General features: G+C 70.4%; 24 protein-coding genes. 14 read left to right on the top strand and 10 right to left on the bottom strand.

What is annotated here, in order from left to right:
* Positions 1-40 precede the first annotated feature (40 nt).
* Positions 41-1264, bottom strand: coding sequence for a CaiB/BaiF CoA transferase family protein (locus tag ACGHC0_RS07405; protein WP_415267816.1), 1224 nt, complete (start codon positions 1262-1264; stop codon positions 41-43).
* A gap of 52 nt (positions 1265-1316) precedes the next feature.
* On the bottom strand, positions 1317-2294 hold the full coding sequence (locus ACGHC0_RS07400; RefSeq protein ID WP_415267815.1) for a hydroxymethylglutaryl-CoA lyase: 978 nt from the start codon (positions 2292-2294) through the stop codon (positions 1317-1319).
* Positions 2295-2408: 114 nt separating this feature from the next.
* Between ACGHC0_RS07400 and ACGHC0_RS07395 the strand changes: the two genes are divergently transcribed.
* From ACGHC0_RS07395 to ACGHC0_RS07380, 4 genes are all read left to right on the top strand, one after another.
* A complete protein-coding gene (locus ACGHC0_RS07395; protein WP_415267814.1) occupies positions 2409-3338 on the top strand; it encodes a LysR family transcriptional regulator in 930 nt (309 codons plus the stop codon).
* Between the two features lie 152 nt (positions 3339-3490).
* A complete protein-coding gene (locus ACGHC0_RS07390) occupies positions 3491-3829 on the top strand; it encodes a winged helix-turn-helix transcriptional regulator (RefSeq protein WP_368354616.1) in 339 nt (112 codons plus the stop codon).
* 61 nt (positions 3830-3890) lie between these two features.
* On the top strand, positions 3891-4250 hold the full coding sequence (locus ACGHC0_RS07385) for an FKBP-type peptidyl-prolyl cis-trans isomerase (RefSeq protein ID WP_368354615.1): 360 nt from the start codon (positions 3891-3893) through the stop codon (positions 4248-4250).
* 148 nt (positions 4251-4398) lie between these two features.
* Positions 4399-5487: a TIGR03118 family protein gene (locus ACGHC0_RS07380; protein ID WP_368354614.1), complete on the top strand. Its 1089-nt coding sequence runs from the start codon at positions 4399-4401 to the stop codon at positions 5485-5487.
* Positions 5488-5489: 2 nt separating this feature from the next.
* On the opposite strand, the gene ACGHC0_RS07375 is transcribed toward ACGHC0_RS07380, so the two are convergent.
* From ACGHC0_RS07375 to ppsA, 4 genes are read right to left on the bottom strand one after another with little or no spacing between them, the layout of a single operon-like run.
* A complete protein-coding gene (locus ACGHC0_RS07375; protein ID WP_415267813.1) occupies positions 5490-6035 on the bottom strand; it encodes a hypothetical protein in 546 nt (181 codons plus the stop codon).
* 49 nt (positions 6036-6084) lie between these two features.
* A complete protein-coding gene (locus ACGHC0_RS07370; protein WP_415267812.1) occupies positions 6085-8178 on the bottom strand; it encodes a VC_2705 family sodium/solute symporter in 2094 nt (697 codons plus the stop codon).
* Positions 8171-8560, bottom strand: a complete 390-nt coding sequence (locus ACGHC0_RS07365) for a DUF4212 domain-containing protein (RefSeq protein WP_415267811.1) — start codon at positions 8558-8560, stop codon at positions 8171-8173. The genes ACGHC0_RS07370 and ACGHC0_RS07365 overlap by 8 nt, the downstream gene beginning before the upstream one ends.
* 16 nt (positions 8561-8576) lie before the next feature.
* Positions 8577-10967 (bottom strand): phosphoenolpyruvate synthase, encoded by a 2391-nt coding sequence (gene ppsA, locus ACGHC0_RS07360; protein WP_415267810.1) that lies wholly within the window; start codon positions 10965-10967, stop codon positions 8577-8579.
* A gap of 273 nt (positions 10968-11240) precedes the next feature.
* Between ppsA and ACGHC0_RS07355 the strand changes: the two genes are divergently transcribed.
* The 3 genes from ACGHC0_RS07355 to ACGHC0_RS07345 all read left to right on the top strand — a co-directional run bounded on the left by ACGHC0_RS07355 (position 11241) and on the right by ACGHC0_RS07345 (position 13646).
* Positions 11241-12062: a pyruvate, water dikinase regulatory protein gene (locus tag ACGHC0_RS07355; protein WP_013593864.1), complete on the top strand. Its 822-nt coding sequence runs from the start codon at positions 11241-11243 to the stop codon at positions 12060-12062.
* Between the two features lie 231 nt (positions 12063-12293).
* A complete protein-coding gene (locus tag ACGHC0_RS07350; protein WP_415267809.1) occupies positions 12294-13190 on the top strand; it encodes a restriction endonuclease in 897 nt (298 codons plus the stop codon).
* A 63-nt stretch (positions 13191-13253) separates the two neighbouring features.
* Complete coding sequence (locus ACGHC0_RS07345; protein ID WP_368354608.1) at positions 13254-13646, top strand: hypothetical protein; 393 nt, start codon at positions 13254-13256, stop codon at positions 13644-13646.
* Positions 13647-13688: 42 nt separating this feature from the next.
* Here the strand turns inward: ACGHC0_RS07345 and ACGHC0_RS07340 are convergent, their stop codons facing one another.
* The 3 genes from ACGHC0_RS07340 to ahpC form a co-directional block, all read right to left on the bottom strand.
* A complete protein-coding gene (locus ACGHC0_RS07340) occupies positions 13689-14048 on the bottom strand; it encodes a hypothetical protein (RefSeq protein WP_368354607.1) in 360 nt (119 codons plus the stop codon).
* Positions 14049-14239: 191 nt separating this feature from the next.
* Complete coding sequence (gene ahpF / locus ACGHC0_RS07335; RefSeq protein WP_415267808.1) at positions 14240-15808, bottom strand: alkyl hydroperoxide reductase subunit F; 1569 nt, start codon at positions 15806-15808, stop codon at positions 14240-14242.
* Between the two features lie 156 nt (positions 15809-15964).
* Entirely contained in the window at positions 15965-16540 is a 576-nt protein-coding gene (ahpC, locus tag ACGHC0_RS07330) for an alkyl hydroperoxide reductase subunit C (protein ID WP_011794518.1), read from the bottom strand.
* A 252-nt stretch (positions 16541-16792) separates the two neighbouring features.
* On the opposite strand from ahpC, the gene bfr reads away from it, so the two are divergent.
* From bfr to ACGHC0_RS07295, 7 genes are all read left to right on the top strand, one after another.
* Positions 16793-17269, top strand: coding sequence for a bacterioferritin (gene bfr / locus ACGHC0_RS07325; protein ID WP_013593857.1), 477 nt, complete (start codon positions 16793-16795; stop codon positions 17267-17269).
* 341 nt (positions 17270-17610) lie between these two features.
* On the top strand, positions 17611-19785 hold the full coding sequence (locus ACGHC0_RS07320; RefSeq protein ID WP_415267807.1) for a TonB-dependent siderophore receptor: 2175 nt from the start codon (positions 17611-17613) through the stop codon (positions 19783-19785).
* A 19-nt stretch (positions 19786-19804) separates the two neighbouring features.
* Positions 19805-20113, top strand: coding sequence for a DUF3649 domain-containing protein (locus tag ACGHC0_RS07315; RefSeq protein ID WP_368354604.1), 309 nt, complete (start codon positions 19805-19807; stop codon positions 20111-20113).
* Complete coding sequence (locus ACGHC0_RS07310) at positions 20110-21798, top strand: PepSY-associated TM helix domain-containing protein (protein WP_415267806.1); 1689 nt, start codon at positions 20110-20112, stop codon at positions 21796-21798. The genes ACGHC0_RS07315 and ACGHC0_RS07310 overlap by 4 nt, the downstream gene beginning before the upstream one ends.
* A gap of 5 nt (positions 21799-21803) precedes the next feature.
* A complete protein-coding gene (locus ACGHC0_RS07305) occupies positions 21804-22160 on the top strand; it encodes a DUF3325 domain-containing protein (RefSeq protein WP_415267805.1) in 357 nt (118 codons plus the stop codon).
* A gap of 125 nt (positions 22161-22285) precedes the next feature.
* A complete protein-coding gene (locus ACGHC0_RS07300) occupies positions 22286-23005 on the top strand; it encodes a DUF4198 domain-containing protein (protein ID WP_368354602.1) in 720 nt (239 codons plus the stop codon).
* Positions 23006-23115: 110 nt separating this feature from the next.
* Positions 23116-25353, top strand: coding sequence for a TonB-dependent siderophore receptor (locus ACGHC0_RS07295; RefSeq protein ID WP_415267804.1), 2238 nt, complete (start codon positions 23116-23118; stop codon positions 25351-25353).
* A gap of 36 nt (positions 25354-25389) precedes the next feature.
* On the opposite strand, the gene ACGHC0_RS07290 is transcribed toward ACGHC0_RS07295, so the two are convergent.
* Positions 25390-26652: a hypothetical protein gene (locus ACGHC0_RS07290; RefSeq protein ID WP_368354600.1), complete on the bottom strand. Its 1263-nt coding sequence runs from the start codon at positions 26650-26652 to the stop codon at positions 25390-25392.
* Between the last annotated feature and the right edge of the window lie 112 nt (positions 26653-26764).

Raw genomic sequence — 26764 nt, 5'->3', positions numbered from 1 at the left:
CGCCGCGCTCGTCGAGGCCCCGGGGAATTCGGTCGGCCGGTCAGGCCACGGAACAGGCCTCGCGCAGCGCGTCGATGGCATCCGGCGCGTAGCCCAGCCCTTCGAGCAGTTCGCGCGTGTGTTCGCCCAGGCGGGGCGGATCGGCGCGCACGGGCAGGCGCTCGCCGCCCATGCGCAGCGGCAGGAGCGTGACGCGCGCGCGCTCGCCAGCGTGCTCGCCGTCGGGCAGCGTGACCTCGGCCAGGCCGCCGGTGGCGTTCAGGTGGGGATCGTCGAAGAGCTGCTCGGGCCGCAGGATGGGAGCGAACGGCAGGCCGTGGCGCTCGAAGACGGCGGAGAGCGCGTCGGCCGTGTGCTCCGCGAGGCGCCGCCGCAGCTCCGGCAGCAGCGTGCCCCGGGCCCGCACGCGGTCGTTGTTGGTGGCCAGGGCCGGGTCGGCCTTCAGGTCGGCGTAGCCCATGGCATCGCAGAAAGTCTGCCACTGCGCGTCGCTCACCGCCGCCAGGAAGATCTGGCCGCCGTCCTTCACGCTGAACACGTCGTACACGGCCCAGGAGGAAATGCGGTCCGGCATGGGCGCCGCCGGCTGCCCGGTCACGGCGTACTGCATCATGTGCTGGCCCACCAGGAACACGTTGTTCTCGAACAGCGCGGAGTCCACTTCCTGGCCGCGTCCGGTGTGCGCGCGCTGCATCAGCGCCGCCATGGCACCGATGGCGCCGAACATGCCGCCCATGATGTCGTTCACGCTGGTGCCGGCACGCAGCGGGTCGCCAGGACGGCCGGTCATGTAGGCGAGGCCGCCCATCATCTGCACCACCTCGTCGAGCGCCGTGCGGTGCTCGTAGGGCCCCGGCAGGAAGCCGGTGTGGTTCACGTACACCAGCCCCTCGTTCAGGCGCGAGAGCGCGGCGTAGTCCAGGCCGTACTTGGCCATGACGCCGGGCTTGAAGTTCTGCGCCACCACGTCGGCGGAGGACGCGAGGCGGATCGCCACCTCCAGGCCCGCGGGGCTGCGCAGGTCGATGGCGATGCTCTTCTTGTTGCGGTTGAACATGGGGAAGAAGCCGGCGCCCGCGCCCAGCAGGTGGCGCGTTCGGTCGCCGTCCACGGGCTCGACCTTGATGACCTCGGCGCCGAGGTCGGCCAGCACCATGCCGCAGGTCGGCCCCATGACCATGTGGGTGAACTCCACCACGCGCAGGCCCGCCAGCGGCAGGGGCGATTGCGGGGACGGGGCCGGAGAAGCAGTCAGGGCAGTCATGGACAGCAGAAATGAAGGATCGGACGGAACAAGGACAAACGGCCGGCCCGCTTCAGGCGGGCGCCGGCTCGGGCCGTACCACGAGGCCGCCCCGGGGCAGGCCGGCGCGCCAGAGTGTCCCATGCAGGGTCTCGCCCGCCAGCCACTCCTGCACGCGCCCGCGCAGGGACAGCAGGGCCGGCAGGTCCAGGCCGGTGGCGATGCCCATGCGCTCCAGCATGAAGGCGAGGTCTTCCGTGGCCACGTTGCCGCTGGCGCCGGGGGCATGCGGGCAGCCGCCGATGCCGGCCAGGCTCGCGTCGAACCGCGTGACGCCGGCCTGCCAGGCCGCGCAGGCGTTGGCCAGGCCCATGCCGCGCGTGTCGTGGAAGTGCGCGCAGGCGAGGCGGTCGCCCACCCGGGCGCGGGCCTTGCCGAAGAGCCGGGCGACCGAGACCGGATCCGCATAGCCCACGGTGTCGGCCAGGCTCACGCGGTCGGCCCCGGCGTCCAGCAGCGCCTGCAGGAGGCGCAGCACCTCGGCTTCGTCCACGTCGCCCTGCAGCGTGCAGCCGAAGGCCGTGCCCACGCCGCCCTCGATGAGGGTGCGGCTGCCGGAGGCATCGCGCGCCGCACGGATGCGCGCCACCTCGGCCACGACCTCGTCGGGGGTCTTGCGCAGGTTGGCCAGGCTGTGCGCGTGGCTGGCCGAGAGCGGCACGACCAGCAGGTGGGCGCCGCACTCCAGGGCGCGCTCGGCGCCCTTCAGGTTGGGCACCAGCACGGAGGCCACGAGCCCCGGCAGCGTCCGCGCGAACGCCAGCACCTCGGCCGTGTCCGCCAGCTGCGGCAGCAGCCGCGCCGGCACGAAGGAGCCCACCTCGATCTCCCGCTGCCCGGCAGCGTGGGCCGCCGCGATCCAGGCGATCTTGCGCTCCGTGGGGAGGATGGCGGCAATGCTCTGCAGGCCGTCGCGCGGGCCGACCTCGCGCACCTGTGCGCGCGGCGCAGGGCCGTGCGCCGTGGCGGGCGCATGGGTGGATGGGGTCATGGATGTCTCCTCGTTCCCGGCCCTTGGAGCCGTGTGCCCCATTCTAGAAATTCCCACACACTCCATGATCTCAATTTTGGAAGCCCAGAATTTCCTAAAAGGAATACCTCAACCATGCGCTCCCTCGATCTCCAGACGCTCCGGCTGTTCGTGGCCGTCTGCGAACAACGCAACATCGCGCGCGCGGCGGAGCGCGAATCCATCGTGGGCTCGGCGGTCAGCAAACGCCTGGCTCAGCTGGAGGACACCCTGGGCACCCGGCTGCTGGTGCGCAGGCGCCATGGCGTGGCCCCGACGCCCGCCGGGGAGACGCTGCTGGAGCACGCGCGCGAGATGCTCGCCACCGCAAGCCGCATCGAGCGCGACATGGCCGGCTTCGCCACGGGCGTGCGCGGCCACGTGCGCATGCTGGTCACGGCCTCGGTCATGGCCGAATCGCTGGCCGAAGACGTGGCCGCCTTCCTGCAGGAGCCCGCGCACCGCGACATCCAGGTGAGCATGGAAGAGCGCGTGAGCCCGGAGGTGGTGCGCGGCGTGCGCGAGGGCAGCGCCTCGCTCGGTATCTGCTGGGACGCGGCCGACCTGCAGGGGCTGCACACGCGCGCCTACCGCAGCGACCACCTGGCCATCGCGGCCCACCCGTCCCATCCCGTCGCGGCCCTGGAGACCGTGCGCTTCGCCGACGTGCTGGGCTACGAGTTCGTCAGCATGCCCGCCCTGAGCGCGGTGCAGGTGCTGCTGGCGCGCGCGGCCGCGCTGGAAGGCCGCAGTCTGCTGCACCGGGTGTTCGTGTCCAACTTCGACGCCGCGCTGCGCGTGGTGCGCGCCAACCTGGCCATCAGCGTGGTGGCGCGCGAAGTGGCAGAGCCGTTCGCCGCCGCCAGCGGCGTGCGCGTGGTGCCGCTGGCCGATCCCTGGGCCCGCCGGCGCTTCGCACTGTGCGCCCGGGCGGGCGACGGCCTGCCCGCCGCCTCGGCACTGCTGGCAGATTACCTGGCCCTTCGCGGGGGCGATGGGCACGCAGCGAGTGCAACAGGCCGGTAACACCTGAGTTATTTGGGCGAGGTCCCTGCCAGACATGAATTTTGAGCTATTAAACTTGTAGCAAACGGATTTCCACGCTATATTTCCCCCGGCGCCCGGGTGCCCATCCGTCGTCCCGCCGTCCGTGCCCACCGCGCCAAGGAGAACCCGCCATGAGTTCCAAGGAAAACGCCGCCATCAACCAGCTTTTCGAGAAGCTCGAATGCCGTTATGCGCTGCGCGTGCTCTGGGCCCTGCGCGACGGCCATCCGCAGACGTTCCGGCTGCTGCAGGACAGCGTCGGCGGCATCACGCCCAACACCCTCAACACGCGCATCAAGGAATTGCGCGAGGCCGGCCTGCTGGACCACGGCAGCGACGGCTACACGGTCACGCCCTCGGGCGTGGACCTGCTCAAGCGCCTGAGCGACGTGCAGGCCTTCGCCACCCGCTGGGTCGCCGCCCGCGCCGCCAGGGCCGCCGCCGCGGCGCCCGCAGCCCCCCGGAGCTGACCAGGCAGGCGGCGGGCCCTGCGGCTTTCCCCTTTCACCACCACCCAGGAGTTTCCCCCCCATGGCATTCACCACCACCCCGTCCGGCCTGCAGTACGAAGACACCACCGTCGGCGAAGGCACCGAGGCCACCAGCGGCCAGCCGGTGCGCGTGCACTACACCGGCTGGCTCTACAACGATGGCCAGCAGGGCGCGAAGTTCGACTCCAGCCGCGACCGCAATGCCCCGTTCGAGTTCCACCTCGGCGCCGGCATGGTGATCAAGGGCTGGGACGAAGGCGTGCAGGGCATGAAGATCGGCGGCCAGCGCACGCTCATCATCCCCGCCGGCCTGGGCTACGGCGCGCGCGGCGCGGGCGGCGTGATCCCCCCGAACGCCACGCTGAAGTTCGACGTGGAACTGCTCGGCGTCGGCCGCTGAGCCCCTTTTCCGAGGCCTTTCCCGCACCGGCGGCCGCGCCGGTCCGCGGCCGCCGTGCCGCAGATTCCGCAGCACGGCAACCTTTCATCCGTCCACGGGTACCCACGACGCGCAGAACATCCTGCCGCAACCCGTGGAGTCTTGTCCCGTGAAAATTTCCCGTCACCTGCTGGCCCTTGCGCCCGCAGCCGCCCTCTTCCTGGCCGCCTGCGGAGGCGGTGGCAGCCCGACGCCGTCCGTCGCCACGGCGTTCACCGCGCGCACCGTGGTGTCCGACGGCAGCGTTCCGTCCACGCAGACGGACCCGAACCTCAGGAACGGCTGGGGCATCGCCTTCAACCCGCAGGGCTTCGTGTGGGTGACGGCCACCGCCACCCAGAAATCCACGCTCTACGACGGCAACGGCGTGCCGCAGTCGCTGGTGGTCACGGTGCCGCCCGCGGGCAGCGTGCCGGCCAACCCGACCGGCATCGTGTTCAGCGGCGGCAGCGACTTCCAGGTCAGCAAGGGCGGCGTGACCGGCCCGAGCCGCTTCATCTTCTCCAGCGAAGACGGCAGCATCTCCGGCTGGAGCCCCGCCGCCGACCTGAACAATGCCATCGTCACCTACAGCGACGGCGCCGGCGGCGCGGTGTACAAGGGCCTGGCGATCGCCGCCAGCGGCAATGCCAACTTCCTCTACGCCACCGACTTCCGCAACCGCAAGGTGGATGTGTTCGACAGCAGCTTCCGCAAGGTCCGGCTGGCCGGCGACTTCTCCGACCCGCAACTGCCCGCCGACTACGCCCCCTACGGCATCCAGGCCATCGGCTCGCGCATCGTGGTGACCTATGCGCGCCAGGACGCCAGCGGCCGCAACGCCGTGCACGCCAGCGCCACGGGCGCGGTGAACCTGTTCAACACCGACGGCACGCTGGCCCAGCGCCTGCTGCAGCCCGGGGCCCCGCTGAACGCACCCTGGGGCGTGGCCCTGGCGCCCGCGAACTTCGGCGGTGCTTCCGGCCAGTTGCTGATCGCCAATGAAGGCGACGGCACCATCGGCGCCTTCGACATGGCCACCGGCGTGACGAAGGGCGTGCTGGCCCGGAGCGACGGCACCGTGCTGCGCGTGGACGGGGTGCGCGGCATCGCGTTCGGCAACGGGCTGAACCAGCAACCGCTCAACACGCTGTTCTACATCGCCGGGCCGAACCAGGGCGCCAACGGCGCCTACGGCCGGGTGGACCCGCAGAACTGATTTCAGCCGAACAGCGCGTCCTGCAGCCGGCGGTACTTTTCATCGCCGACCAGTTCGCGGATCTTCGGGGCCAGCGCGGCGAGTTCCTCGACGTTGCGCGCGCCCTCCACCGCCAGGTTCAGGCGAAAGCCGCGCAGGCCGGCGCCGGAGGTGAGTTCGGTGGCGACCCGGTAGGCGCCCTGGTAGCGGTCCGCCATCGCGGTGGCGGCCGGGGCGGGCCCCGCGTCCGGCTGCGCGGCGGACGTGCCCGGCCCCGTGCCGGCCGGCGCGGCCTGCGGGCGCGCCAGGGGACGCCCGTCCGGGCTCTCCAGCAGCCCCTGGTCGATCATGGCCTGCACGTCGTCCATGGTGATGCCCACGGCCGCCGTGGCGGCCAGCACCTGCCCCAAGGTGCGCCGGCCGTCGAAGAGGATGAACGCGGAACGCTGGCGCGGCGTGAGGCCGCCATGGCGATCCTTGAGAGCCAACTGGCCGGCGGGGGTTTTGACGAGAAGCACGGTGGATCCGGCACGCGGCCGCGAGTGGCGATGTGCGTTGCAGAGTCGCATGCGCCCCCGGGTTTGTGAATCCGGGTTTCTGTCCATATGGGGCGCGCCGTCAGACCGGCGGCCGGTCCGGCGCGCGGGCAGGCCGCGTCGCGAGGCTCGCCAGCCAGGCCGCGGCCAGGCCCGCGGGCACGCCGAACACCCCTGCGGAGACCGGGTCGATGCCGAACCACAGGCCGTCCGGCAGCAGCCAGGCCGGCACCACGGCCTGCACGGCCTCGGTGGGGGCGGCGAGGTAGTAGAGCGCCGTGCCCAGGCCGCAGAGCATGCCCGCCACGGCGCCCTGGCGCGTGGCGCCCCGCCAGAAGATGCCCAGCACCATGGTGGGTACGAAGGCCGATGCGGCGATGGAGAACGACGCCGACACCATGGGCAGGATCTCCGAGCGCTTGAGCGCGGCGACGAAGGCGGCGCACAGCGCCACCGCCAGCAGCGCGAACTTGGTGAGGATCACGCGGTGCTCGGGAGATACCGGCCGGCCGCGGCTGCCGCCGTGCAGGTAGAGGTCGCGCACCAGGGCGTTGCTGATGGTGAGCAGCAGCCCGTCGGCGGTGGAGAGGGCCGCGGCCAGCCCGCCCGCGGCCACCAGCCCGGAGATCACGTAGGGCAGCCCGCCCAGCTCCGGCGTGGCCAGCATGATGAGGTCCGCGCCGAGCCGGATCTCGCCGAACTGCACGATGCCGTCGCCGTTGACGTCCTGCACCGACAGCAGGGACGGATCGACCCGCGACCACTGCCCGATCCAGCCCGGGAGCGCATCGAAGCGGCTGCCCACGAGGTTCTGCATGACCTCGAACTTGACCAGCACGGCGAGGGCCGGTGCGCTCAGGTAAAGCAGCGCGATGAAGCACAGCGACCACGCGACCGAGGCGCGCGCGGCCGAAGGCGTGGGCACGGTGTAGTAGCGCGTGAGCAGGTGCGGCAGCCCGGCGGTGCCGACCATGAGGCAGAACATCAGCGCCAGGAAGTTGCGGCGCGATACCCCGTAGGCCTCGCGCTCCGCAGGCGTGCCTTCCGGGTCGCCCGCATAGGCCAGGCCGTGGGGCGGCAGGCCGCCGAGCGGGCGGGCGCGCTCCCGGGCCTCGCGCATCTCGCGCGTCCAGAGTTCGCGCGCGGCCTCGGCGTCGCGCGGCAGCAGGGCCAGTTCGCGGCTGGCGGCCACCACGAGTGCGACGTCGGCATGCGTGTCGCGCAGCCGGTGCACGCGCTCGCGCGCCGCTTCGCGCTCCTGTTCCAGGGCTGCGGGCACGTCGCGCAGCCGCTCCTGGAGCTCATGCGCGCGGCGCTCGTGCGCGGCGACCACCTCGCGCTCGGCGGGCGACTGCAGCAATTGCGACTCCAGCGCGGCGATCTTGCCGATCTGCCCGCCATAGACGGCGGCCGCGAGCGGGTTGCCCAGCTGCTTGTATGCCAGCCACGACACGGGGATCAGGAAGGCCAGCAGGATGACCACGTACTGCGCCACCTGCGTCCAGGTGATGGCGCGCATGCCGCCCAGGAAGGAACACAGCAGCACGCCGCCCAGGCCCAGCATGATGCCGATCTCGAACTGCACGCCTGTGAGCCGCGAGGCGATCAGCCCCACGCCGTAGATCTGCGCCACCACGTAGGTGAACGAGCACAGCACTGCCGCCAGCGCCGCGATCACGCGCGGCCAGCGCCCGCCGAAGCGCACCTGGAAGAATTCCGGGATCGTGTAGAGGTTCATCGCGCGCAGGTGCGGCGCGATGAGCAGCGCGACGAGGCAGAAGCCGCCCGTCCAGCCCAGCAGGTAGGCCAGGCCCCCGGCCTGCCCCGGCCCGCCCGAGAAACCCTGCAGGTAGAGCGCGCCCGACAAGCTGATGAACGAGGCCGCGCTCATCCAGTCGGCTGCCGCCGCCATGCCGTTGTAGAACGGCGGGATGCGCCGGCCCGCGACGTAGTATTCCTCCGGGTCGGTGGTGCGGCCATAGACGCCGATGGCCGCATAGACCATCACCGAGAAGAACAGGAAGATCGGCCCGATCCACTGCCGCGACAGGCCCCGGTGCTCGGCCCAGACCATGAGGGCCAGGAAGGCCAGCACGCCCACGGTGTAGAGCGCCAGGAGGCGGTGCAGGCGCCCGTTCCCCGTGGCCTCGGAGCCGCCGGAGCGCCCGTCAGCCATGGGAGCGTGGCGCGCCGCTACCGGCCGGGTCGCCAGCCGCCGCGGCCGCCTCACGTGCGTCCACGCGCTCGAAGCGGTCCATCGCCACGCAATAGACCACCACGATGGCGATGAAGGCCAGCACCGCGCCCTGCGAGGCGATCCAGTAGCCCAACGGCCAGTCGCCCACCCGCCAGGTCAGGTCCCGCACGAAGTAGCAGGCGCCGAAGGACACCGCCGCCCACGCCAGGAGCAGCGCGGCTTTGAGCCAGAGGTGGCGCGCATCGTGCAGGTCCGGGGCGAACGGCGCCGCGGCCCCGCTCCCGTCGCCATACGGGTCGGCGGCCGCGCGCTCGCGGCCGTCCGCATCCCGCGGCGCAGGGGGTGGCGGCGGCGCGGGCATGGTCCGGCGCGCGCCGTCAGCCGGCGAGTTTCTGCCAGGTGGCGATCACGCTGTCGGGGTTGAGCGAGATCGACGAGATGCCCTGCCCTGCCAGCCACAGGGCGAAGTCCGGATGGTCGCTGGGGCCCTGGCCGCAGATGCCCACGTACTTGCCCTGGCGCTTGCAGGCCTCGATGGCGCGCGAGAGCAGCGCCTGCACGGCCGGGTCGCGCTCGTCGAAATCGGCGGCCAGCAGCTCCAGGCCGGAGTCGCGGTCCAGGCCCAGGGTGAGCTGGGTCAGGTCGTTGGAGCCCACCGAGAAGCCGTCGAAGAACTGCAGGAACTCGTCGGCCAGCACCGCGTTGGAAGGCACCTCGCACATCATGATGAGCTTGAGCTCGTTCTCGCCGCGCTTGAGGCCGTGCTCGCCCAGCAGCTTCGTCACGCGGTCGGCCTGGCCGAGCGTGCGCACGAAGGGCACCATCACCTGCACGTTGGTCAGGCCCATGTCGTTGCGCACGCGCTTGAGCGCTTCGCACTCCATGGCGAAGGCCTCGCCGAAGTCCTGGCTGATGTAGCGCGCCGCGCCGCGGAAGCCCAGCATCGGGTTCTCTTCCTCGGGCTCGTAGCGGCTGCCGCCGATGAGCTTGCGGTACTCGTTGGACTTGAAGTCCGACAGGCGCACGATGACGGGCTTGGGCCAGAAGGCCGCGGCGATGGTCGCCACGCCCTCGGCCACCTTGTCCACGTAGAAGGCTCGGGGGCTGGCATGGCCGCGCGCCACCGATTCCACGGCCTTCTTCAGGTCGGCATCGACGGCGGGGTAGTCCAGGATGGCTTTCGGGTGCACGCCGATGTTGTTGTTGATGATGAACTCCAGCCGCGCCAGGCCCACGCCCTCGTTGGGCAGCTGGCAGAAGTCGAAGGCCAGCTGGGGGTTGCCCACGTTCATCATGATCTTGGTGGAGATCTTCGGCATCTCGCCGCGCTGCACCTCGGTCACCTCGGTTTCCAGCAGGCCGTCGTAGATGCGGCCGGTATCGCCCTCGGCGCAGCTCACCGTCACCAGCGTGCCGTCCTTGAGCAGGCTGGTGGCGTCACCGCAGCCGACCACGGCCGGAATGCCGAGTTCGCGCGCGATGATGGCCGCGTGGCAGGTGCGGCCGCCGCGGTTGGTGACGATGGCGCTGGCGCGCTTCATCACGGGCTCCCAGTTGGGGTCGGTCATGTCGGTGACGAGCACGTCGCCCGCCTGCACCTTGTCCATCTCGGCGATGTCGCTCACGAGGCGGACCGGGCCCGTGCCGATCTTCTGGCCGATGGCGCGGCCCTCGGCCAGCACCGTGCCCGTGCCCTTGAGCTTGAACTTCTGCTCGGCCTGGCCCTGCTGCTGGCTCTTCACCGTCTCGGGGCGGGCCTGCAGGATGTAGAGCTGGCCGTCGGTGCCGTCCTTGCCCCACTCGATGTCCATCGGGCGGCCGTAGTGCTTCTCGATGAGCAGGGCGTAGCGCGCCAGCTGTTCCACCTCGGCATCGGTCAGGGAGTAGCGGTTGCGCTGCTCGGTGGGCACGTCGGTGGTCTTCACGAGCTTGCCGCTGGCCTTCTTCTCCTCGGGCGACGCGAACACCATCTGGATGAGCTTGCTGCCCAGGTTGCGGCGGATCACGGCCCGGTTGCCGGCGGCCAGCATGGGCTTGTGCACGTAGAACTCGTCGGGGTTCACGGCGCCCTGCACCACCGTTTCGCCCAGGCCGTAGCTGGAGGTGATGAACACCACCTGGTCGAAGCCGGATTCGGTGTCGATCGTGAACATCACGCCCGCGGCGCCCTTGTCGGAGCGCACCATGCGCTGCACGCCGGCCGAGAGGGCCACCACGTCGTGCGCGAAGCCCTTGTGCACGCGGTAGCTGATGGCGCGGTCGTTGTAGAGGGAGGCGAACACCTCCTTCATCTTGTGCAGCACGTCCTCGATGCCCACCACGTTCAGGAAGGTTTCCTGCTGGCCGGCGAAGGAGGCGTCGGGCAGGTCTTCCGCGGTGGCGGAGGAACGCACGGCGAAGCAGGCCTCGGCATTGCCGCCGCACAGGGTGGAGAAGGCGTCGCGGATGGCCTTCTCGAGGTCGGCCGGGAAGGGCTGGGCCTCGACCATGGCGCGGATCTCGGCACCGGCCGCGGCCAGGGCGCGCACGTCCTCGGTGTCGAGGGTCTTGAGGCGGTCGCTGATCTTCTGCGCCAGGCCGTCGTGGGCGAGGAACTGGCGGAAGGCGTGGGCGGTGGTCGCGAAGCCGGTGGGCACGCGCACGCCGTCGGGCAGCTGGGAGATCATCTCGCCGAGGGAGGCGTTCTTGCCACCCACCGACTCGACGTCGGTCATTCTCAGGTTCTCAAACGGAACGACCAGGGCGGTCGACTCGAACAGTGCAGACATGGGAAAGCTCCAGAAGTTGAAACCGGGTCTGCGCGCCCCACGGGGCCGCCCGCGCGCGAGGGCGGGCCGGCGGGGGCGCCATCATCACGCATGCACGGCGCGCTGTGGCTTGGCTGTTCTGGTTGTGGGCCGGGCGCGTGCATGGTGGAAATGGGAATAATGGGCGCGATTGTAGGGCGGCCGGCCGCAAGGCGCTTGTGGGACACGGCCGGCCTCCGGTCCAGCCAGCAGCCCACCCAGCGAACGATCACCGCGGAAAGCCCCGCCCCATCCATGCACACGCGCACCGTATTCTTCATCTCCGACGGCACCGGCATCACCGCCGAGACCTTCGGCAACGCCATCCTGGCGCAGTTCGACATCAAGCCGCGCCACGTGCGCCTGCCCTTCATCGACACCGAGGACAAGGCCCACCAGGCCGTGCGCCGCATCAACCACACGGCCGAGCTGGAGGGCAAGAAGCCCATCGTGTTCACCACCCTGGTCAACATGAGCGTGCTGCGCATCATCCAGGAGAACTGCCAGGGCATGCTGCTGGACATGTTCGGCACCTTCATCCGCCCGCTGGAGGGCGAGCTGGGCATCAAGTCGCTGCACCGCGTGGGCCGCTTCGCGGACGTGAGCCTGAGCAAGGAATACACCGATCGCATCGAGGCCATCAACTTCAGCCTGGACCACGACGACGGCCAGAGCCACCGCGACCTGAACGGCGCGGACGTGATCCTGGTGGGCGTGTCGCGCAGCGGCAAGACCCCCACCAGCCTCTACCTGGCCATGCAGTGCGGCCTGAAGGTGGCCAACTACCCGCTCATCCCCGAGGATTTCGAGCGCAGGCAACTGCCGCCCGCGCTGGAGCCGCACCGCAAGAAGATCTTCGGCCTGACCATCCTGCCCGAGCGGCTTTCGCAGATCCGCAACGAACGCCGGCCGGGCTCGAAGTACGCCGACCTCGCCAACTGCCGCCACGAGGTGGCCGAGGCCGAGGCGATGATGCGGCGCTCGGGCATCCGGTGGCTCTCGACCACCACCAAGAGCATCGAGGAGATCGCGACGACGATCCTGCAGGAGGTGCGGCCGGAGCGGCTGGTGTATTGACCCCTGCCGTCAATCCTCGCCCTCCACGAGCAGGCAGGTGGCCACGGCGGGGCACACCACCAGCACCGCCGCGCTGAACGTCGCGGAGGTGAGCGGCGACCAGGCGAAAGGACTCCAGCAGCGCCGCATTCATCGTGGAGCCAGGGTGGAAGGGGCACACGCGGCCGGGCTGGCGCGCGGCGGGAAATATTGCAGAATCTCCGCAGAAGAGAGGATAAGGGAGGCGCCGCCATGGCGAGAAGAAGAGGGAAGACATCCGTCCTCGAGGACCTGATGGAGCTGGTGGCATTGCTGCCCTGGTGGGTGGGCGTGCTGCTTGCCATCGTGGGCTACGTGGTGCTCCATCGCCTGGCCAACGCCCCGTTGCCGGCGGCGAGCACGCCGCAGGACATCGCGCACATGACCACCCACGGCATCTGGCGGGGGTTGGCCTACGCCGGGCAGTTCATCGTGCCACTCATCTGCGCCATGGGCGCCCTGGCTTCCGCGGTGCGCCGGCGCGAGCGGCGCCGGCTGATCGACACGGCATGCCGCAGCACGGCGGCCGACGCGCTGCACGGCATGGACTGGAAGGAATTCGAAAGGCTCGTGGGCGAAGGCTTCCGGCGGCAGGGCTACCTGGTGGCCGAAACGGGCGGCGGCGGCGCGGACGGGGGCGTCGATCTCGTGCTGGGCAAGGCTGGCGAGAAGTTTCTCGTGCAATGCAAGCAATGGAAGGCGTTCAAGGTCGGCGTCACCGTGGTGCGCGAGCTGTACGGCGTCATGGCCGCCCGCGGCGCCGCGGGTGGGTTCGTGGTGACGTCGGGCAGCTTCACACAGGAGGCCACGGAATTCGCCAGCGGGCGCAATATCCACCTGATCGACGGCCCTGCGCTGCTGCGGCTGATACGGCAGGGGCGGCCTGCGCCGGAGCCGCAGCCACGGATGCAGGCACAGCCTGCGGAGAAGCCGGCAGGCAACGGCCCTGCGCCCGCCCCCGGTCCGGCCTCCGGGGCCGAGGCACCGCCCGCTTGCCCCGTCTGCGCGCAGCCGATGGTGCGCCGGGTCGCCCGGCGCGGGGCTTCGGCGGGGCAAGGGTTCTGGGGGTGCTCGGGTTATCCGCGCTGTCGGGGTACGCGGCCCTTGTGAACCGAATGCATGCACAGGCACTTGCTGCAGAACATGCATGAAGCGCCCGGCGGAATCCGATACATGATTGATTTGCGCAATTTTCGTTATCGCATCGCTGTGCTGCTGACGGCCGCGGTGCTGGGAATTTCCGGCTGGCTTGCATTGACGCTCGCTGGCCGCAAGCTGTGCTGCTCCAGCATCTACAAGACATTCAGCAGCCCGGACCAGCGCTTCCAGGTGGCCGTGTTCCGAATCAGCCAGCCATGGCCCGTCGCGCCGGGCTCCGCGGGCGACGCACCGGGTTTCGTGCGGCTCACGACCCGCGCGGGCGGCGTGCTGCAGGAGCTGGACGTGGAGGCCGTGCAACTGGTCGAGCAGGTTCGCTGGACGTCCCACAGCGTGGAGATCCCGCTGATCGCGGAATGGGCGCTGCCTGACGGCAAGCCTGTGCCGCCCGGTCCGGAACTGCGGTAGGCACGCGCAGGCCGGCGTGCGAACGGCCCTGCAGGGCAGCGGCTATTGCACTGCTTCCGGCGCCGTATGCCACAGCCGCCGCTGCAGTTCCGCCGCGCTCGGACCGGCCGGCACCGCAGTCCCCTCCCCCGCCGCCAGGCCCAGCCGCCGCGACCAGCGGTTGTTCAGGTTGCCCGCCATGGTGCGGAAGTGCGGGGACAGCCCGTCCATGCGCGCGAGGCTCTCCAGGTGGGCGGCGATCTTGCGGCCCATGGCGTCCCGGTCGCCCGCGCGGTCGCTGTGCGCGTAGCCGGTCATGAGGGCCAGGGTGCCGGCCAGCAGCGCCTCGGCGCAGGGCAGGCCCGGTTCGGCTTCGGAGGGATGGAGCAGCGGGTTGGCGGAGGGACGGGAGGCGTCGGACATGCAGGGGGACTCCTGGGTGCGTTGGTGTGGCTCGCTGCAGACAAGTATATGAGAATGAATATCAATCGCAAAACACCACGGCGAACCCTGCCTGCGGTCAGGGACGCAGGGAAAGGTGCCTCGCAGGAGTACCAACGAAAAAGGGAGCGGCATGGCCGCTCCCTTCTTTCCATCCGCTTCGCGGTGCGCCGTCAGGCCGGGGCCGTCGTGCGGATCAGGTGGTCGAACGCGCCCAGCGCCGCCTTCGCGCCCTCGCCGGCCGCGATGATGATCTGCTTGTAGGGCACCGTGGTGCAGTCGCCGGCCGCGAACACGCCCGGCACGCTGGTGCGGCCATGGGAGTCCACCACGATCTCGCCGAAGCGCGACAGGTCCACCGTGCCCTTGAGCCAGTCGGTGTTGGGCAGCAGGCCGATCTGCACGAAGATGCCTTCCAGGGCGAGCACATGGTGCTCGTCGTTCGTGCGGTCCTTGTAGCTCAGGCCGGTCACGCGGGTGCCGTCGCCCTTCACCTCGGTGGTCTGCGCGTTGAGGATCACGTCCACGTTCGGCAGGCTGCGCAGCTTGCGCTGCAGCACGGCGTCGGCCTTCAGCTCGCCCGCGAACTCCAGCACGGTGACATGGGCCACCACGCCGGCCAGGTCGATCGCGGCCTCCACGCCGGAGTTGCCACCGCCGATCACCGCCACGCGCTTGCCCTTGAAGAGCGGGCCGTCGCAGTGCGGGCAGTAGGTCACGCCCTTGGTGCGGTACTGCTCCTCGCCCGGCACGTTCATGTTGCGCCAGCGCGCGCCGGTGGAAATGATCACGGTGCGGGACGAGAGCGTGCCGCCGTTCTCCAGCTCGACCTCGATCAGGCCGCCTTCGGTGGCCGCGGGCCGGAGCGCACGGGCACGCTGCAGGTTCATCAGGTCCACCTCGTAGTCGCGCACGTGCTGCTCCAGCGCGGCGGCGAACTTCGGGCCGTCGGTCTTGCTGACCGAGATGTAGTTCTCGATGTCCAGCGTGTCGTTCACCTGGCCGCCGAAGCGCTCGGCTGCCACGCCGGTGCGGATGCCCTTGCGGGCGGCATAGACGGCCGCCGCGGCGCCGGCCGGGCCACCGCCGACGATCAGCACGTCGAACGCTTCCTTGGCGGACAGTTTGGCGGCTTCGCGCTTCGCGGCGCCGGTGTCGAGCTTGCCGACGATTTCCTCGATGGTCATGCGGCCGGAGCCGAACACCTGGCCGTTGAGGAAGACCATGGGCACGGCCATGATCTCGCGGTCGGTCACTTCCTGCTGGAAGGCACCGCCCTCGATCACGGTGGTGCGGATGCGGGGGTTGAGGATGGCCATGAGCGACAGGGCCTGCACCACGTCCGGGCAGTTGTGGCAGGTCAGGCTCATGTAGACCTCGAAATCGAAGTCGCCGTCGAGCGCCTGCACCTGCTCGATCACGTCCTGCTCCACCTTCGGCGGATGGCCGCCGGTCCAGAGCAGCGCCAGCACGAGCGAGGTGAATTCGTGGCCCAGCGGCAGGCCGGCGAAGCGCAGGCTCGTCTGCGTGCCGGCGCGCTGCAGCGTGAAGGACGGCTTGCGGGCGTCGGTGCCGTCGGTGCGAAGGCTGATCCTGTCGCTGCGCAGGGACTGGATGGTTTCCAGCAGGTCGCGCATCTGGGCCGAGGTGTCGCTGCCGTCCAGCGAAGCCACGATCTCGAACGACTGCGTCACGCGCTCCAGATAGGCGGAAAGTTGGGATTTGAGTTGGTCGTCGAGCATGGAGGTCCTTCAGTGGTTTCGAGTTATGCGGAGCGCCGGAGGCCGGAGAACGGGCGAAAAGCGGGCGAAAAAAAGCCGGACGGCACGGCGCGCGAGAGCGCCATGCGGGGGTCCGGCCGGGAAGGCGCGCAGGGCGCCTTCGGATCGCAACAGCGATTAGATCTTGCCGACCAGGTCCAGCGAAGGCGTCAGGGTCTTGGCGCCTTCCTTCCACTTGGCGGGGCACACCTGGCCGGGGTTGGCGGCGGTGAACTGGGCGGCCTTGAGCTTGCGCAGGGTTTCCGACACGTCGCGGGCGATTTCGTTGGAGTGGATTTCCATCGTCTTGATGACGCCGTCGGGGTTGATCACGAAGGTGCCGCGCAGTGCCAGGCCTTCTTCGGGGATGTGCACGCCGAAGGCGTTGGTCAGCTGGTGCGTCGGGTCGCCGACCAGGGGGAACTTGGCCTTGCCGACGGCGTCGGAGGTTTCGTGCCACACCTTGTGCGAGAAGTGCGTGTCGGTGGTCACGATGTAGACCTCGGCACCGGCCTTCTGGAACTCGGCGTAGTTGTCGGCGGCGTCTTCGATCTCGGTCGGGCAGTTGAACGTGAAGGCGGCCGGCATGAAGATCAGCACGGACCACTTGCCCTTCAGGTTCTCTTCCGTGACGGTAATGAACTCACCCTTGCCATTGCGGTTCACGAACGCTTCGGTCTTGAAAGGCTGGACTTGGGTATTGATCAGGGACATTGCTGTTTCCTCGGTTGGTGGGTTGCTGAATGACAAGACGAAGTTTAGGGGCGTTCACCCAATCAATCCAATTAATTGATTCCATGCAATCGATTGGATAGAACTATTGAATGCAGGCCGCTCCAATGAGAACACAACTCAGTGTCACACGCAGGCAGACCGGGCGCGTGGGGGCTTCGCCTTGCCGTGGCGGGCGGGCATCACGACAATCGCGCCGACACCGCACCATTCCATTATTACGAGGAGAGCCCCATGCAAGGCGACGCCCAGGTCATTTCCCATCTGCAGGCCCAGCTCAAGAACGAGCTGACGGCCATCAACCAGTACTTTCTGCACTACCGGATGCTCAAGCACTGGGGCTTCGACCGCCTGGCGAAGAAGGAGTACGAAGAGTCCATCGGCGAGATGAAGCACGCCGACCGCATCATGGACCGCATCTTCATGCTGGACGGCCTGCCCAACCTGCAGGACCTGGGCAAGCTGCAGGTCGGCGAGGACGTGCCGGAGATCCTCGAATGCGACCTGCGCTCCGAGCGCGGCGCGCAGGCCACCATCAAGGAAGGCATCGCCCATTGCGAGACGGTGCGCGACTACGTCTCCCGTGACCTGCTGCAGGAAATCCTCGAGGACACCGAGGAACACATCGACTTCCTGGAAACGCAGCTGGGCCTGGTGGAGCAGGTGGGCGTGCAGAACTACCTGCAGTCGCAGATGGGCGAGGCGGACTGACGCCGGCAGCGCCGGCGCATCGGCCGGCGATGCAGACAGCTACGGGCCCGCGGGCCCGTTTTTTTTGCGTGCGGCATCCGGGCAGATGCGCAGCGGTGCAAAGCCCGCGGAAAAAGTTGCATGCCCATGGTGGAAATTCGGAGAATTCCACGAACACAAATGAGAATGCGTATCAAAAATAATTAGAATCCATCGCCTTGGGAGCCGCCGCCCGCGCACCCTGTCCGGGCCTTCGCCGCAGGCGTTGACCGGCGCTCCCATCGCAAGCCAGTCCGGACAAGGCCGTCGCGCCCCGGCAGCCAGCGCACTCAGGTCTTTTTGCCGTCCCGAAGTCTGCCGCCATGCTGTCCTCCCCTGTCTCCACCCCTCCCCTGCCCCGCCGCGCCACGTGCCGGGGCGGCCCTTCCGGCACCGCGCTGGCCCGGGCGGGCCTGTACTGCGGTGCCGTGCTGCTCACGGCGGCGCCCCTGGCCGCACGCGCGCAGGCGCCGGCCGGGGACGAGCGTCCTGCGGCGCTGGGCGAAGTGCAGGTGAACGCGGAGCGTTCCGGCGAGGCGGGCACGCCCGCACGCCGCGCGCAGAGCGCATCGCGGCTGGGCCTGTCGGTGCTGGAGACGCCGCGCTCGGTGAGCGTGGTGGAGCGCGAGACGCTGGACCAGCAGGGCGCCACCACCGAGCGCGAGGTGCTGCGCAACGCCTCCGGCGTGGCCTCGCGCAGCGAGTACTACGGTTCCTATTCGCAGTTCTCGGTGCGCGGCCTGTGGGCCAACAACACCTACAACTACCTGCGGGACGGCGCCAAGTTCATGCACCTGATCGACCCGCCGCTGTTCAACATCGACCGGGTGGAAGTGATCAAGGGGCCCGCGGCGCTGGAATACGGCCAGGTGGCGCCGGGCGGGCTGATCCAGTACGTGAGCAAGCAGCCGCAGGCCGAGGCGCTGCGCTCCGTCCGCCTGGGCGCCGGCAGCTACGGCTGGCGCTCCGGGGAGTTCGATTTGACCGGGCCGATCGATTCCGAAGGCACGCTGCTGTACCGCCTGACCGGCGGGGCCAGTCGCGGCGGCAGCGCGGTGGACGGCATCACCCCGGAAAAGCGCGGCCTGGGCGGGGCGCTGGAGTGGCGCATCTCGCCGCAGACGCGCTGGCGGGTGCAGGCCGAAACCTACCGCCTGGAAACCACTTCATACCCCGGGCTGCCGGTGCCCGTGCCATCCGACCCGCGCAGCGCCGATGCAGTGGACGAAAGCCGCTTCTACGGCGAGCCCTGGCTCACCACCCAGGGCCGCATGCGCTTTTATGCGAGCGAACTGACGCACCGCTTCACCGATGCGCTGGATGCGCGCCTGTACGTGTCGCGCAACGAGACGGAGCGCGACGTGCTGCTGCCGATGCTGTCGGGTGTGTCCGCCGGCCGGGTGGCGCGCGGCTACTGGCTGGCGCCGGGGCAGAGCTATACCTCGGACACGGTGCTGGCCGAGTTGCGCGGCCGCTGGCGCACCGGCGCGGTGGAGCACCGCGTGCTGGCAGGCGTGGACTGGCGCGCGATGGAGAGCCGCTACGGCGCGAGCGGCACGGGCACCCTGCCCGCCGTCGATCTGTCGCGCCCGGTGACGGGCATCGCCCCGCCCGCCGCGTCCACCGGCGCGCCCGCGGTTGCCAGCGATACGCGCAACCCGGGCATCTACGTGCAGGACCGCATGGCCTGGGGCCCCTGGGCGCTCACCGCCGGCCTGCGCCACGACCGGCTGAAGGACCGCTACGTCAAGCCTCAGCTGGACGCGAGCAAGACCCAGCCCTCGCTGGCGCTGAGCTGGGAGGCCACGCCGGAGAGCATGCTCTACGTGAGCCATGCGCGCTCTTTCCAGGCCAACGTGGGCACCCTGCTCGCGGGGAACGTGGCGGCACCGCCATCCGAAGGCAAGCAGATCGAGGTGGGCGTGAAGCAGGAATGGCTGTCCCGCCGCCTGCTGACCACGGCATCGCTGTTCGAACTGGAACTCACCAACAGTCCCGCCAGCGATCCCGCCAACCCTGGCTATTCCGTGCTCACGGGCCGCCAGCGCATCCGCGGCCTGGAGCTGGAGGCCAAGGGCCGCATCGCGCCGGGCTGGACGGTCTCCGCCCAGGCCACCTTCATGGACCCGAAGGTGCTGGCCGACACGGTGGCCGGCGCCAACGTGGGCAACCGCGTGGCGCTGGCGACGAAGCGCACGGCATCGCTCTGGACGCAGTACCGCATCGCCGCGGTGCCCGGCCTGTGGGTGGGCGGCGGCCTCACGCACCAGGGCGACAAGTTCCTGGCCAACGACAACCGGCGCCGCCTGCCGGGCTACACGGTGGCCGATCTGGCCGTGGGCTACGAAATGGCCGGCGGCCTGCGGCTGCAGGCCAACCTGAAGAACGCCGCGGACAAGCGCTACTACCTCGACGGCACCAGCAATGCCGCGGGCTTCACCTCGGTCACGCCGGGCGAGGCGCGCGCGCTGCAGGTCACGCTCGATTACGCCTTCTGACCGCCCGGAAGCCGCTGCCATGAAACCCACCCGTCCTTTCTGGAAGTACCGCCTGGCCATCGCTTCGCGCGCGCTGGCTGCCACGGCCGGCGGCTATGCGCTCGCGGCCGCCGCCACGGCGGCCGGCGCGCTCGCCCTCGCGCTGGCGATGCCGCGCGTGGAGGCGGTGCTGGCCGCGACGATGTTCTCGTGGCTGGTGTATGCCGGCGCGGTGGCCTGGGCGTTCTACGCGCGCACCGCGTGGTCCGCATGGGCCGGGGTGGCCGTGCCCGCGCTGCTGCTGGGCGCCTGCGTGGCCGCTCCGCGCCTGTGGGGAGGCGCGGCATGACGGCTGCAGCGAACGACACCGCGCGCACCGCCGTGGCGCCCGCGCGCGAGGGCTTCCGGCAGGCGATGTCCTGGGTCCACACCTGGGCGGGTCTGGTGCTGGGATGGCTGCTCTTCGCCATCTTCGCCACCGGCACGCTGAGCTTTTTCAAGAGCGAATTCAATCTCTGGATGCGCCCGGAAATGCACGGGCTGGCGGCCACGAGCCCCGACGTGGCGGACCGGGCGCAGGCGGCGCTGCACCGCCATGCGCCGGGCGTGACGCAATGGATCATGCGCCTGCCGGACGAGCGCCTGCCCGCCGTGACGGTGCTCTGGCGCGACAGTGCCAACGGCCGCTTCCAGACCCTGCTCATGGACCCGGCCACGGGCCAATCCATCGGCACGCGCGAGACCATGGGCGGTGAATTCTTCTACCGCTTCCACTTCGAACTGCGTACGGCGCACCAGAGCCGCTGGGCGCTGCAGGGGCGCTGGATCGTGGGGGTGGCGACGCTGCTGATGTTCATCGCGCTGCTCACGGGCGTGGTCACGCACCGGCGCATCTTCAAGGATTTCTTCACCTTCCGGCCCACCAAGGGCGGCCAGCGCGCCTGGCTGGACGCGCACAACGTCTCCGGCGTGCTGGCGCTGCCGTTCTACCTCGTCATCACCTTCAGCGGGCTGATGATCTTCCACACGCTCTACATGCCCGCCGGCATCGCGGCCGCCTACGCGACGCCCAAGGGTACCGATTCGCAGGCCTATTTCGCGGAGATGCAGGGCGACGAGCCGGGCGCACGCAGCGCGCGGCGGGCCCGCGGGGCGGCAGAAGCGGCCGCCCCCCTGCCGGCGCTGGACCTGGCCACGATGGTGGCGGGGGCGCATCGCACCTGGGGCGATGCCCGCATCGGCAACATTTCGGCGCGCCGCGACGCGGACGGCACGGTGGTGGAGGTCACGCGGCACGATGGCGACCGGCTGCAATACGGGCCCGCGCGGTTGCGCTTCGACGGTGCCACGGCGCGGCAGCTCGCGCTGATCGATCCGCAGACACCCGCGATCAAGACCTACCGCGTGCTCTACGGGCTGCACCTCGCCCGCTTCGCGGGACCGGGCATGCGCTGGGCGCTGTTCGGCTTCGGCGTGCTGGGCAGCCTGATGATCGCTTCCGGGCTGGTGCTCTGGTCGGTGAAGCGGCGCGCGCAGGCGCAGCGCAAGCCGGGCGATGCCGGCCTGCCCTTCGGCGAGCGACTGGTGGCCAGCCTGAACGTGGGCCTGATGGGGGGGCTGCCCCTGGCGGTCGCCGCGTTCCTCGCGGCCAACCGGCTGCTGCCCCTGTCCACGCCCGGGCGCGCCGACGCGGAACTCGCCTGGTTCTTCGGCACGTGGGGCGCGGGCCTGGCCGTGGGCCTGCTGCGGCCCGACCGGCGCGGCTGGGCGCTGCTGCTGGGCGCCGCGGGCGCGCTGTTCGCGGCGCTGCCGGTGATCAACGCGGCCACCACCTCGGCGCATTTGGGCATCACGCTGCCCGCGGGCGAATGGGCCTGGGCCGGCATGGACCTGTCGTTCCTGGCCGCCGGGCTGGTGTTCGGCGCCCTGGCCCGCCATCTGCTGCGGCGCCGCGCGACCGCCGCGCCGAAGGCGGCGCGCGCCGCCGCGCAGCCGGGGGCAGCGTCCGGCACCACGCCCGCGCAGGGAGCCTGACCGCCATGCTCGAACTGCTGCTGTGTTTCGCCGGCTGGGCCGGCATCGCGCTGGGCATGGACCGGCACCACGAGGACGCCTGGGGGCGCGAAGGCACCCCGGCGCGGCTGCGTGCCCTGCGCCGTGGCGGATGGGCCGTGCTGGGCCTGTCGCTGGTTCTGGCCGTGGCATGGCCGCGCATGGCCAGCGTGCCGCTGTCGGTCACCTGGTGGGCCGTGGCGCTGTCCGTGTCGGCGCTGGGCGCCACTGCAGCGGCCACCTGGTGGCCGCGGCGCCTGCCCAGGCTCTGGGCCGCGGCCCTGGCGCTGGCGGTGCTGTGGGCGGCACTGACGGCCGCCCTGGGGCCGCACGCCACGGGCTGACCGGCACCGGCCGCCACGGTCCGGCCGCAGTCCCCCGCCTCGCCGCCAGTCCCCGCAGCCGGGGGCGCCTCCGGCGCGCCGCCGCATTTTTTTATCGACCCTTCCACCTTTCAAGGAGCCAACCGATGCCATCGTCCTTCCGCCCCTGGGCCACCGCCCTCTTCGCCGCCTGCGCCGCTGCCGGTGCCCAGGCCCACCAGGTGTGGCTCGAAGCCGGCAACGGCCAGGCACGGCTGCAGTTCGGCGAATATGCCGACAACCTGCTCGAGAAATCGCCGGGCGCGCTGGACAAGTTCCAGGGCATTCCGGTGCTGCAGGCCCATGCGCCGGGTGCGGCGTCGGCCACGCCCGTGGAAGGCCGGCGCACCGCCACGGCCTTCGCCTATGCGTTGCCCGGCGCCGCCGAGACACTGTTCGCGGAAGCCCCCTATCCAGTGATCGACCGCAGCAAGGGGGGCAAGCCCGCGCTGCTCTGGCGCCCCGCCGCGCGCTGGGTCGCGGACCTGTCCCGCCCCGTCGCGGCCACGGCGCCGCTGGACGTGGTGCCCACGGGCCGCGCGGGCGAACTGCGCGTGGTGTTCAACGGCCAGCCGCTGCCCAAGGCCCAGGTGACGCTGGCCGCGCCCTCGGGATGGGCCCGCGAGGCCGTGACCGGCGCGGACGGCACGGTGCGGTTCGCCCTGCCGTGGAAGGGCCAGTATGTGGCCGAGGTGAAGCACTCCGACCCGGCCGCCGGCGAGCGCAACGGCGAGAAGTACGGCGAGACGTCCTACCTCACCACGCTCACCTTCGCCCAGGCCGAGGGCATGGAATCGCCCGCCCTGCCGGCCGCCCCGGCGCGCTGACCCCTGCGGCGCCGCGCGCCACGCCGCCCGGCGCGGTGCGCCTCCCCGTTTTTCCGCCATTCCTCCCGCACGCCGCACCGGTGGCGCGGGCGACCCATTTATTGCCTGCCATGACGCAATCCCTCGACCTTCTCCCTTCCGCCCACCGGCGCGCTTCCCGCCCCGGCGCCACTCCGCGCGCGCTCGTCCGGTCCCTGTCGGCGGCCGCCGCCACACTCTGCACCCTGGGCGCCGCCACCGCCGCGCATGCACAGCAGGCCGCCGCCACCGGCAGCGCTCCGGCCACGGAAGCCACGCTCGCCCCGGTGACGGTGAGCGCCGATGGCCAGCAGGAAAACCCCGTGGGGCCCGTCGCCGGCTTCGCAGCCCGCCGCGCCCTTTCGGCCACCAAGACCGATACCCCGCTGATCGAGACACCGCAGGCCATCAGCGTCGTCACGCGCGACCAGATGGAGGCGCAGGGCGCGCAAACGCTGCGCCAGACCACGGCCTACACCGCCGGCATGGTGTCCAACTACTTCGACAGCCGGGTGGACAGCTTCAAGGCCCGCGGCGGCGACGTGACGCAGTACCTGGACGGCCTGCTGCGCACCTATGGCACCTACAACAACATCAAGGCCGATCCCTACCTGCTCGAACGCGTGGAATTCCTGCGCGGGCCGTCGTCCGTGCTGTACGGCCAGGGCAGCGTGGGCGGCGTGCTCAACCTCACGAGCAAGCGCCCCCAGGCCGAGCCGCTGCGCGAGGTGCAGGTGCAGCTGGGCAACTACGCCCGCAAGCAGATCGCGGCCGACCTGACCGGCCCGCTCACGCAGGATGGGCAATGGCTCTACCGCCTGGTGGCGGTGGGCCGCGACAGCGATTCCCAGGTGGACCACGTGGGTGACGACCGCCAGGTGTTCGCACCCACGCTCACCTGGAAACCCAGCGCCGCCACGTCGCTGACGCTGCAGTTCACGCACCAGAAGGACAAGAGCGGCTCGCTGATCGGCTTCTTCCCGTGGCAGGGCACGCAACTGCCCAGCCCGTACGGCCAGATCCCGACCTCGGCCTTCATCAGCGAGCCCGGCTGGGACGCCTACGACAGCGAGAACAATTCCTGGGGCTACCTCTTCAGCCACCAGCTGAACGGCGCCTGGACGCTGCGGCAGAACCTGCGCCGCACGGTGAGCGACGTCGATTACCGCAGCATGTACACCAGCTTCACCGCCAACCGCGCCACGGGCCGGCCGGCACGCCCGGTGTTCGAGGCGGACAACCGCACGCTGCTGCGCGATGCCTCCTGGCAGCGCAACGCCAGCCGCCTGCTGATGGTCGATACGCAGCTCGAAGGCAAGCTGCGTGCCGGCGCCACCGAACACACGCTGCTGTTCGGCATGGACGCGCAGCGCAACGCCACCAGCCAGTCCTCGTGGTTCAAGACCGTGAGCGGCATCGATGTCTATGCACCGGTGTACGGCAACTTCACGCCGCCATCCGAATCCGACCTGGCACGCCAGCCCGGCGTGCGCCAGAAGCAGATGGGCTTCTACGCGCAGGACCAGATCCGCTGGAACCGCTGGACGGCCACGCTCGGCCTGCGCCACGACCGGGCCAAGACCGACACCGAGGGCCGCCCCGCGGCAGCCGTGGACGACAGCGCCTGGACCAAGCGCCTGGGCGCGACCTACCAGATGGACGGCGGCTGGGCGCCCTACCTGAGCTATTCGGAGTCGTTCCAGCCCCTGGGCGGCGTGGACTTCTACGGCACGCCGTTCAAGCCCCAGCGCGGCCAGCAGTGGGAAGCCGGCGTGAAATGGCAGCCCGAGGGCCGGGGCATCTCGGCGTATGCGGCCATCTACCAGGTGCGCGAGAAGAACCGCAAGACCACCGATCCCGCCAACCCGCGCAACAACCTGCAGATCGGCGAAACCAAGGCCCGCGGCCTGGAGGCCGAACTCACGGCCAGCATCGCGCGCAGCTGGGACGCCACGCTGGCCTACGCGTACACCGACGCCGAGATCTCGCGCAGCAACGCGGGCGACCAGGGGCAGCCGGTGGCCGGCGTGCCGAAGCACACGGCCTCCGCCTGGCTGTCGCACCGCTTCGGCACGGGCGGCCGCGGGCAGTGGACGGTGGGCGGCGGGCTGCGCTACACGGGCTCGCAGTGGACCGGCACGACCGCCATCACCACGCCGTCCTCCACCATCGCCGATGCCATGGTGTCGTACGACGCCGGCGACTGGCGGCTGGCCTTCAACGTGGTGAACCTGACGGACAAGGTGCAGGTCACGCAGTGCCTGGCGCGCGGCGACTGCTTCTACGGCCAGCGGCGCACCTACATGCTGACCTCGACCTACCGCTTCTGACGGAACTTCCCCCGGGGCGCGCGCCCCGCGGGGGCCTTACTCGGGCAACAGCCAGTTGCCCAGTTCCTCGGCCTGCTCCATGCACTGCTCCTGCAGCACGGCGCCATAGGGCCAGCCGCCCACGAACAGCAGCGGCGGTATCTCGGCGCAGGGGACACGCCCTTCCCCCTCGCGCCAGCCTTCGACGAAGGCTTCGTTCAACGCCCGGATGTCGGTCCGGGCCTTCACGGACACGTCGAACACGTGGTGCCGGAAGGCGGCCCAGGCCTTGTCTTCCGGCCCCGGCCGCGTGGGCGGCGGCCGCGCGGACGGGCTCCCGGGCACCTCGCTGTTCCACTCTCCAGGCCGCCAGCTGGCGCCTCCCGGGGACGTGCCCGATGGCCGGGGGAATGGCATGCCCTCGCTCTCGTACCAGGCAGATTCGTCGTCGGTCTCGCAGACGCTGTCCAGAATGCGGCCGACCCGTACGCCGAAGGCCGCGGTGGCGGCGTCGAAGGCCAGCACGCGCAGGGCGTCGCCCGGCGAATTGGCCATGACGCAGATATCGAAGATCCGGGACTCGCCCCCGCGCAGCACCTCCACCATGTCGCTCATCACGCGCACCAGCAGCCGGCCGCCGGAGCGGATGGTGACGGACACCTGCTCGTCCGACCGCTCCTCCAGGTGCGCAGCCAGCGATTCCGCCCATTTGCGCGACGCGTCGTCGGTGAAATCGTTTTCGGGCAGGGAACGGCCGTCTTCCTTCCAGCGGATGTATTCCAGGGCCGCCTGCACCGGCGTGTTCTGCGGGCCGGAAGGGTCGCAGAGGAACATGGTCGAGATGAGGGGGTAGTAATAGCCGTCACGCACCTGCACGAGGGCATCCAGCACGCGCGCATCGCGCCAGTCGATGGACAGCGACAGCGTGCGCGCCGCCTCGTCGAGCATCGCTTCCGGGTCGCGCAGGCAGTCGTCGAAGAAGCGCCCGCAGGAGTAGTCGAGCCGGATGCGGCCGCGCAGGGCCATGGCGGCGCGGTGCACGGTACGGATCAGCGGCACGGCGAGCCCGTTGCCATCCGGCGGCGTGCGGTCGCCATCCCCCCCACCGGCCGGAGCCTGGCCAGCGGCCATCCCCGGGCCGTCCAGGACACCCTGGCCGTGCGCCTCCGGGGCCTCGCGGCCATCGAAGACATGCACGTCCAGGAATGCCCCCAGGCGCCGCGCACGCTGCATGAGGTGGTATGCCGACGCGAGGCCCAGGGCCCCGCCGCCGACGATGGCCACGTGCAGCACATCGTCTGCGTCGCCGTGGTTTGACATGTTCTCCCGCCTGAATTCTGAGTGACAGTGGCCCACTGTGCATGACCGGCAACCGGTCTTCAAGGTATCGTCAGGTTCCACCCCTGCAAATCCGCAGGATGGAACGCCTCTT

The sequence above is a fragment of the Acidovorax sacchari genome (genome assembly GCF_042847045.1).
In the GTDB taxonomy this organism is placed as follows: domain Bacteria; phylum Pseudomonadota; class Gammaproteobacteria; order Burkholderiales; family Burkholderiaceae_C; genus Paracidovorax; species Paracidovorax sacchari.
Note: the sequence above shows the minus strand (reverse complement) of the source record. Positions and strands in the feature narration are given on the sequence as shown.

What these genes read in the sequence shown, in the direction of transcription:
- ACGHC0_RS07405 (WP_415267816.1), bottom strand. Translation starts at nt 1,264, where the DNA reads ATGACTGCCCTGACTGCTTCTCCGGCCCCGTCCCCGCAATCGCCCCTG.
- ACGHC0_RS07400 (WP_415267815.1), bottom strand. Translation starts at nt 2,294, where the DNA reads ATGACCCCATCCACCCATGCGCCCGCCACGGCGCACGGCCCTGCGCCG.
- ACGHC0_RS07395 (WP_415267814.1), top strand. Translation starts at nt 2,409, where the DNA reads ATGCGCTCCCTCGATCTCCAGACGCTCCGGCTGTTCGTGGCCGTCTGC.
- ACGHC0_RS07390 (WP_368354616.1), top strand. Translation starts at nt 3,491, where the DNA reads ATGAGTTCCAAGGAAAACGCCGCCATCAACCAGCTTTTCGAGAAGCTC.
- ACGHC0_RS07385 (WP_368354615.1), top strand. Translation starts at nt 3,891, where the DNA reads ATGGCATTCACCACCACCCCGTCCGGCCTGCAGTACGAAGACACCACC.
- ACGHC0_RS07375 (WP_415267813.1), bottom strand. Translation starts at nt 6,035, where the DNA reads ATGCGACTCTGCAACGCACATCGCCACTCGCGGCCGCGTGCCGGATCC.
- ACGHC0_RS07370 (WP_415267812.1), bottom strand. Translation starts at nt 8,178, where the DNA reads ATGGCTGACGGGCGCTCCGGCGGCTCCGAGGCCACGGGGAACGGGCGC.
- ACGHC0_RS07365 (WP_415267811.1), bottom strand. Translation starts at nt 8,560, where the DNA reads ATGCCCGCGCCGCCGCCACCCCCTGCGCCGCGGGATGCGGACGGCCGC.
- ppsA (WP_415267810.1), bottom strand. Translation starts at nt 10,967, where the DNA reads ATGTCTGCACTGTTCGAGTCGACCGCCCTGGTCGTTCCGTTTGAGAAC.
- ACGHC0_RS07355 (WP_013593864.1), top strand. Translation starts at nt 11,241, where the DNA reads ATGCACACGCGCACCGTATTCTTCATCTCCGACGGCACCGGCATCACC.
- ACGHC0_RS07350 (WP_415267809.1), top strand. Translation starts at nt 12,294, where the DNA reads ATGGCGAGAAGAAGAGGGAAGACATCCGTCCTCGAGGACCTGATGGAG.
- ACGHC0_RS07345 (WP_368354608.1), top strand. Translation starts at nt 13,254, where the DNA reads ATGATTGATTTGCGCAATTTTCGTTATCGCATCGCTGTGCTGCTGACG.
- ACGHC0_RS07340 (WP_368354607.1), bottom strand. Translation starts at nt 14,048, where the DNA reads ATGTCCGACGCCTCCCGTCCCTCCGCCAACCCGCTGCTCCATCCCTCC.
- ahpF (WP_415267808.1), bottom strand. Translation starts at nt 15,808, where the DNA reads ATGCTCGACGACCAACTCAAATCCCAACTTTCCGCCTATCTGGAGCGC.
- ahpC (WP_011794518.1), bottom strand. Translation starts at nt 16,540, where the DNA reads ATGTCCCTGATCAATACCCAAGTCCAGCCTTTCAAGACCGAAGCGTTC.
- bfr (WP_013593857.1), top strand. Translation starts at nt 16,793, where the DNA reads ATGCAAGGCGACGCCCAGGTCATTTCCCATCTGCAGGCCCAGCTCAAG.
- ACGHC0_RS07320 (WP_415267807.1), top strand. Translation starts at nt 17,611, where the DNA reads ATGCTGTCCTCCCCTGTCTCCACCCCTCCCCTGCCCCGCCGCGCCACG.
- ACGHC0_RS07315 (WP_368354604.1), top strand. Translation starts at nt 19,805, where the DNA reads ATGAAACCCACCCGTCCTTTCTGGAAGTACCGCCTGGCCATCGCTTCG.
- ACGHC0_RS07310 (WP_415267806.1), top strand. Translation starts at nt 20,110, where the DNA reads ATGACGGCTGCAGCGAACGACACCGCGCGCACCGCCGTGGCGCCCGCG.
- ACGHC0_RS07305 (WP_415267805.1), top strand. Translation starts at nt 21,804, where the DNA reads ATGCTCGAACTGCTGCTGTGTTTCGCCGGCTGGGCCGGCATCGCGCTG.
- ACGHC0_RS07300 (WP_368354602.1), top strand. Translation starts at nt 22,286, where the DNA reads ATGCCATCGTCCTTCCGCCCCTGGGCCACCGCCCTCTTCGCCGCCTGC.
- ACGHC0_RS07295 (WP_415267804.1), top strand. Translation starts at nt 23,116, where the DNA reads ATGACGCAATCCCTCGACCTTCTCCCTTCCGCCCACCGGCGCGCTTCC.
- ACGHC0_RS07290 (WP_368354600.1), bottom strand. Translation starts at nt 26,652, where the DNA reads ATGTCAAACCACGGCGACGCAGACGATGTGCTGCACGTGGCCATCGTC.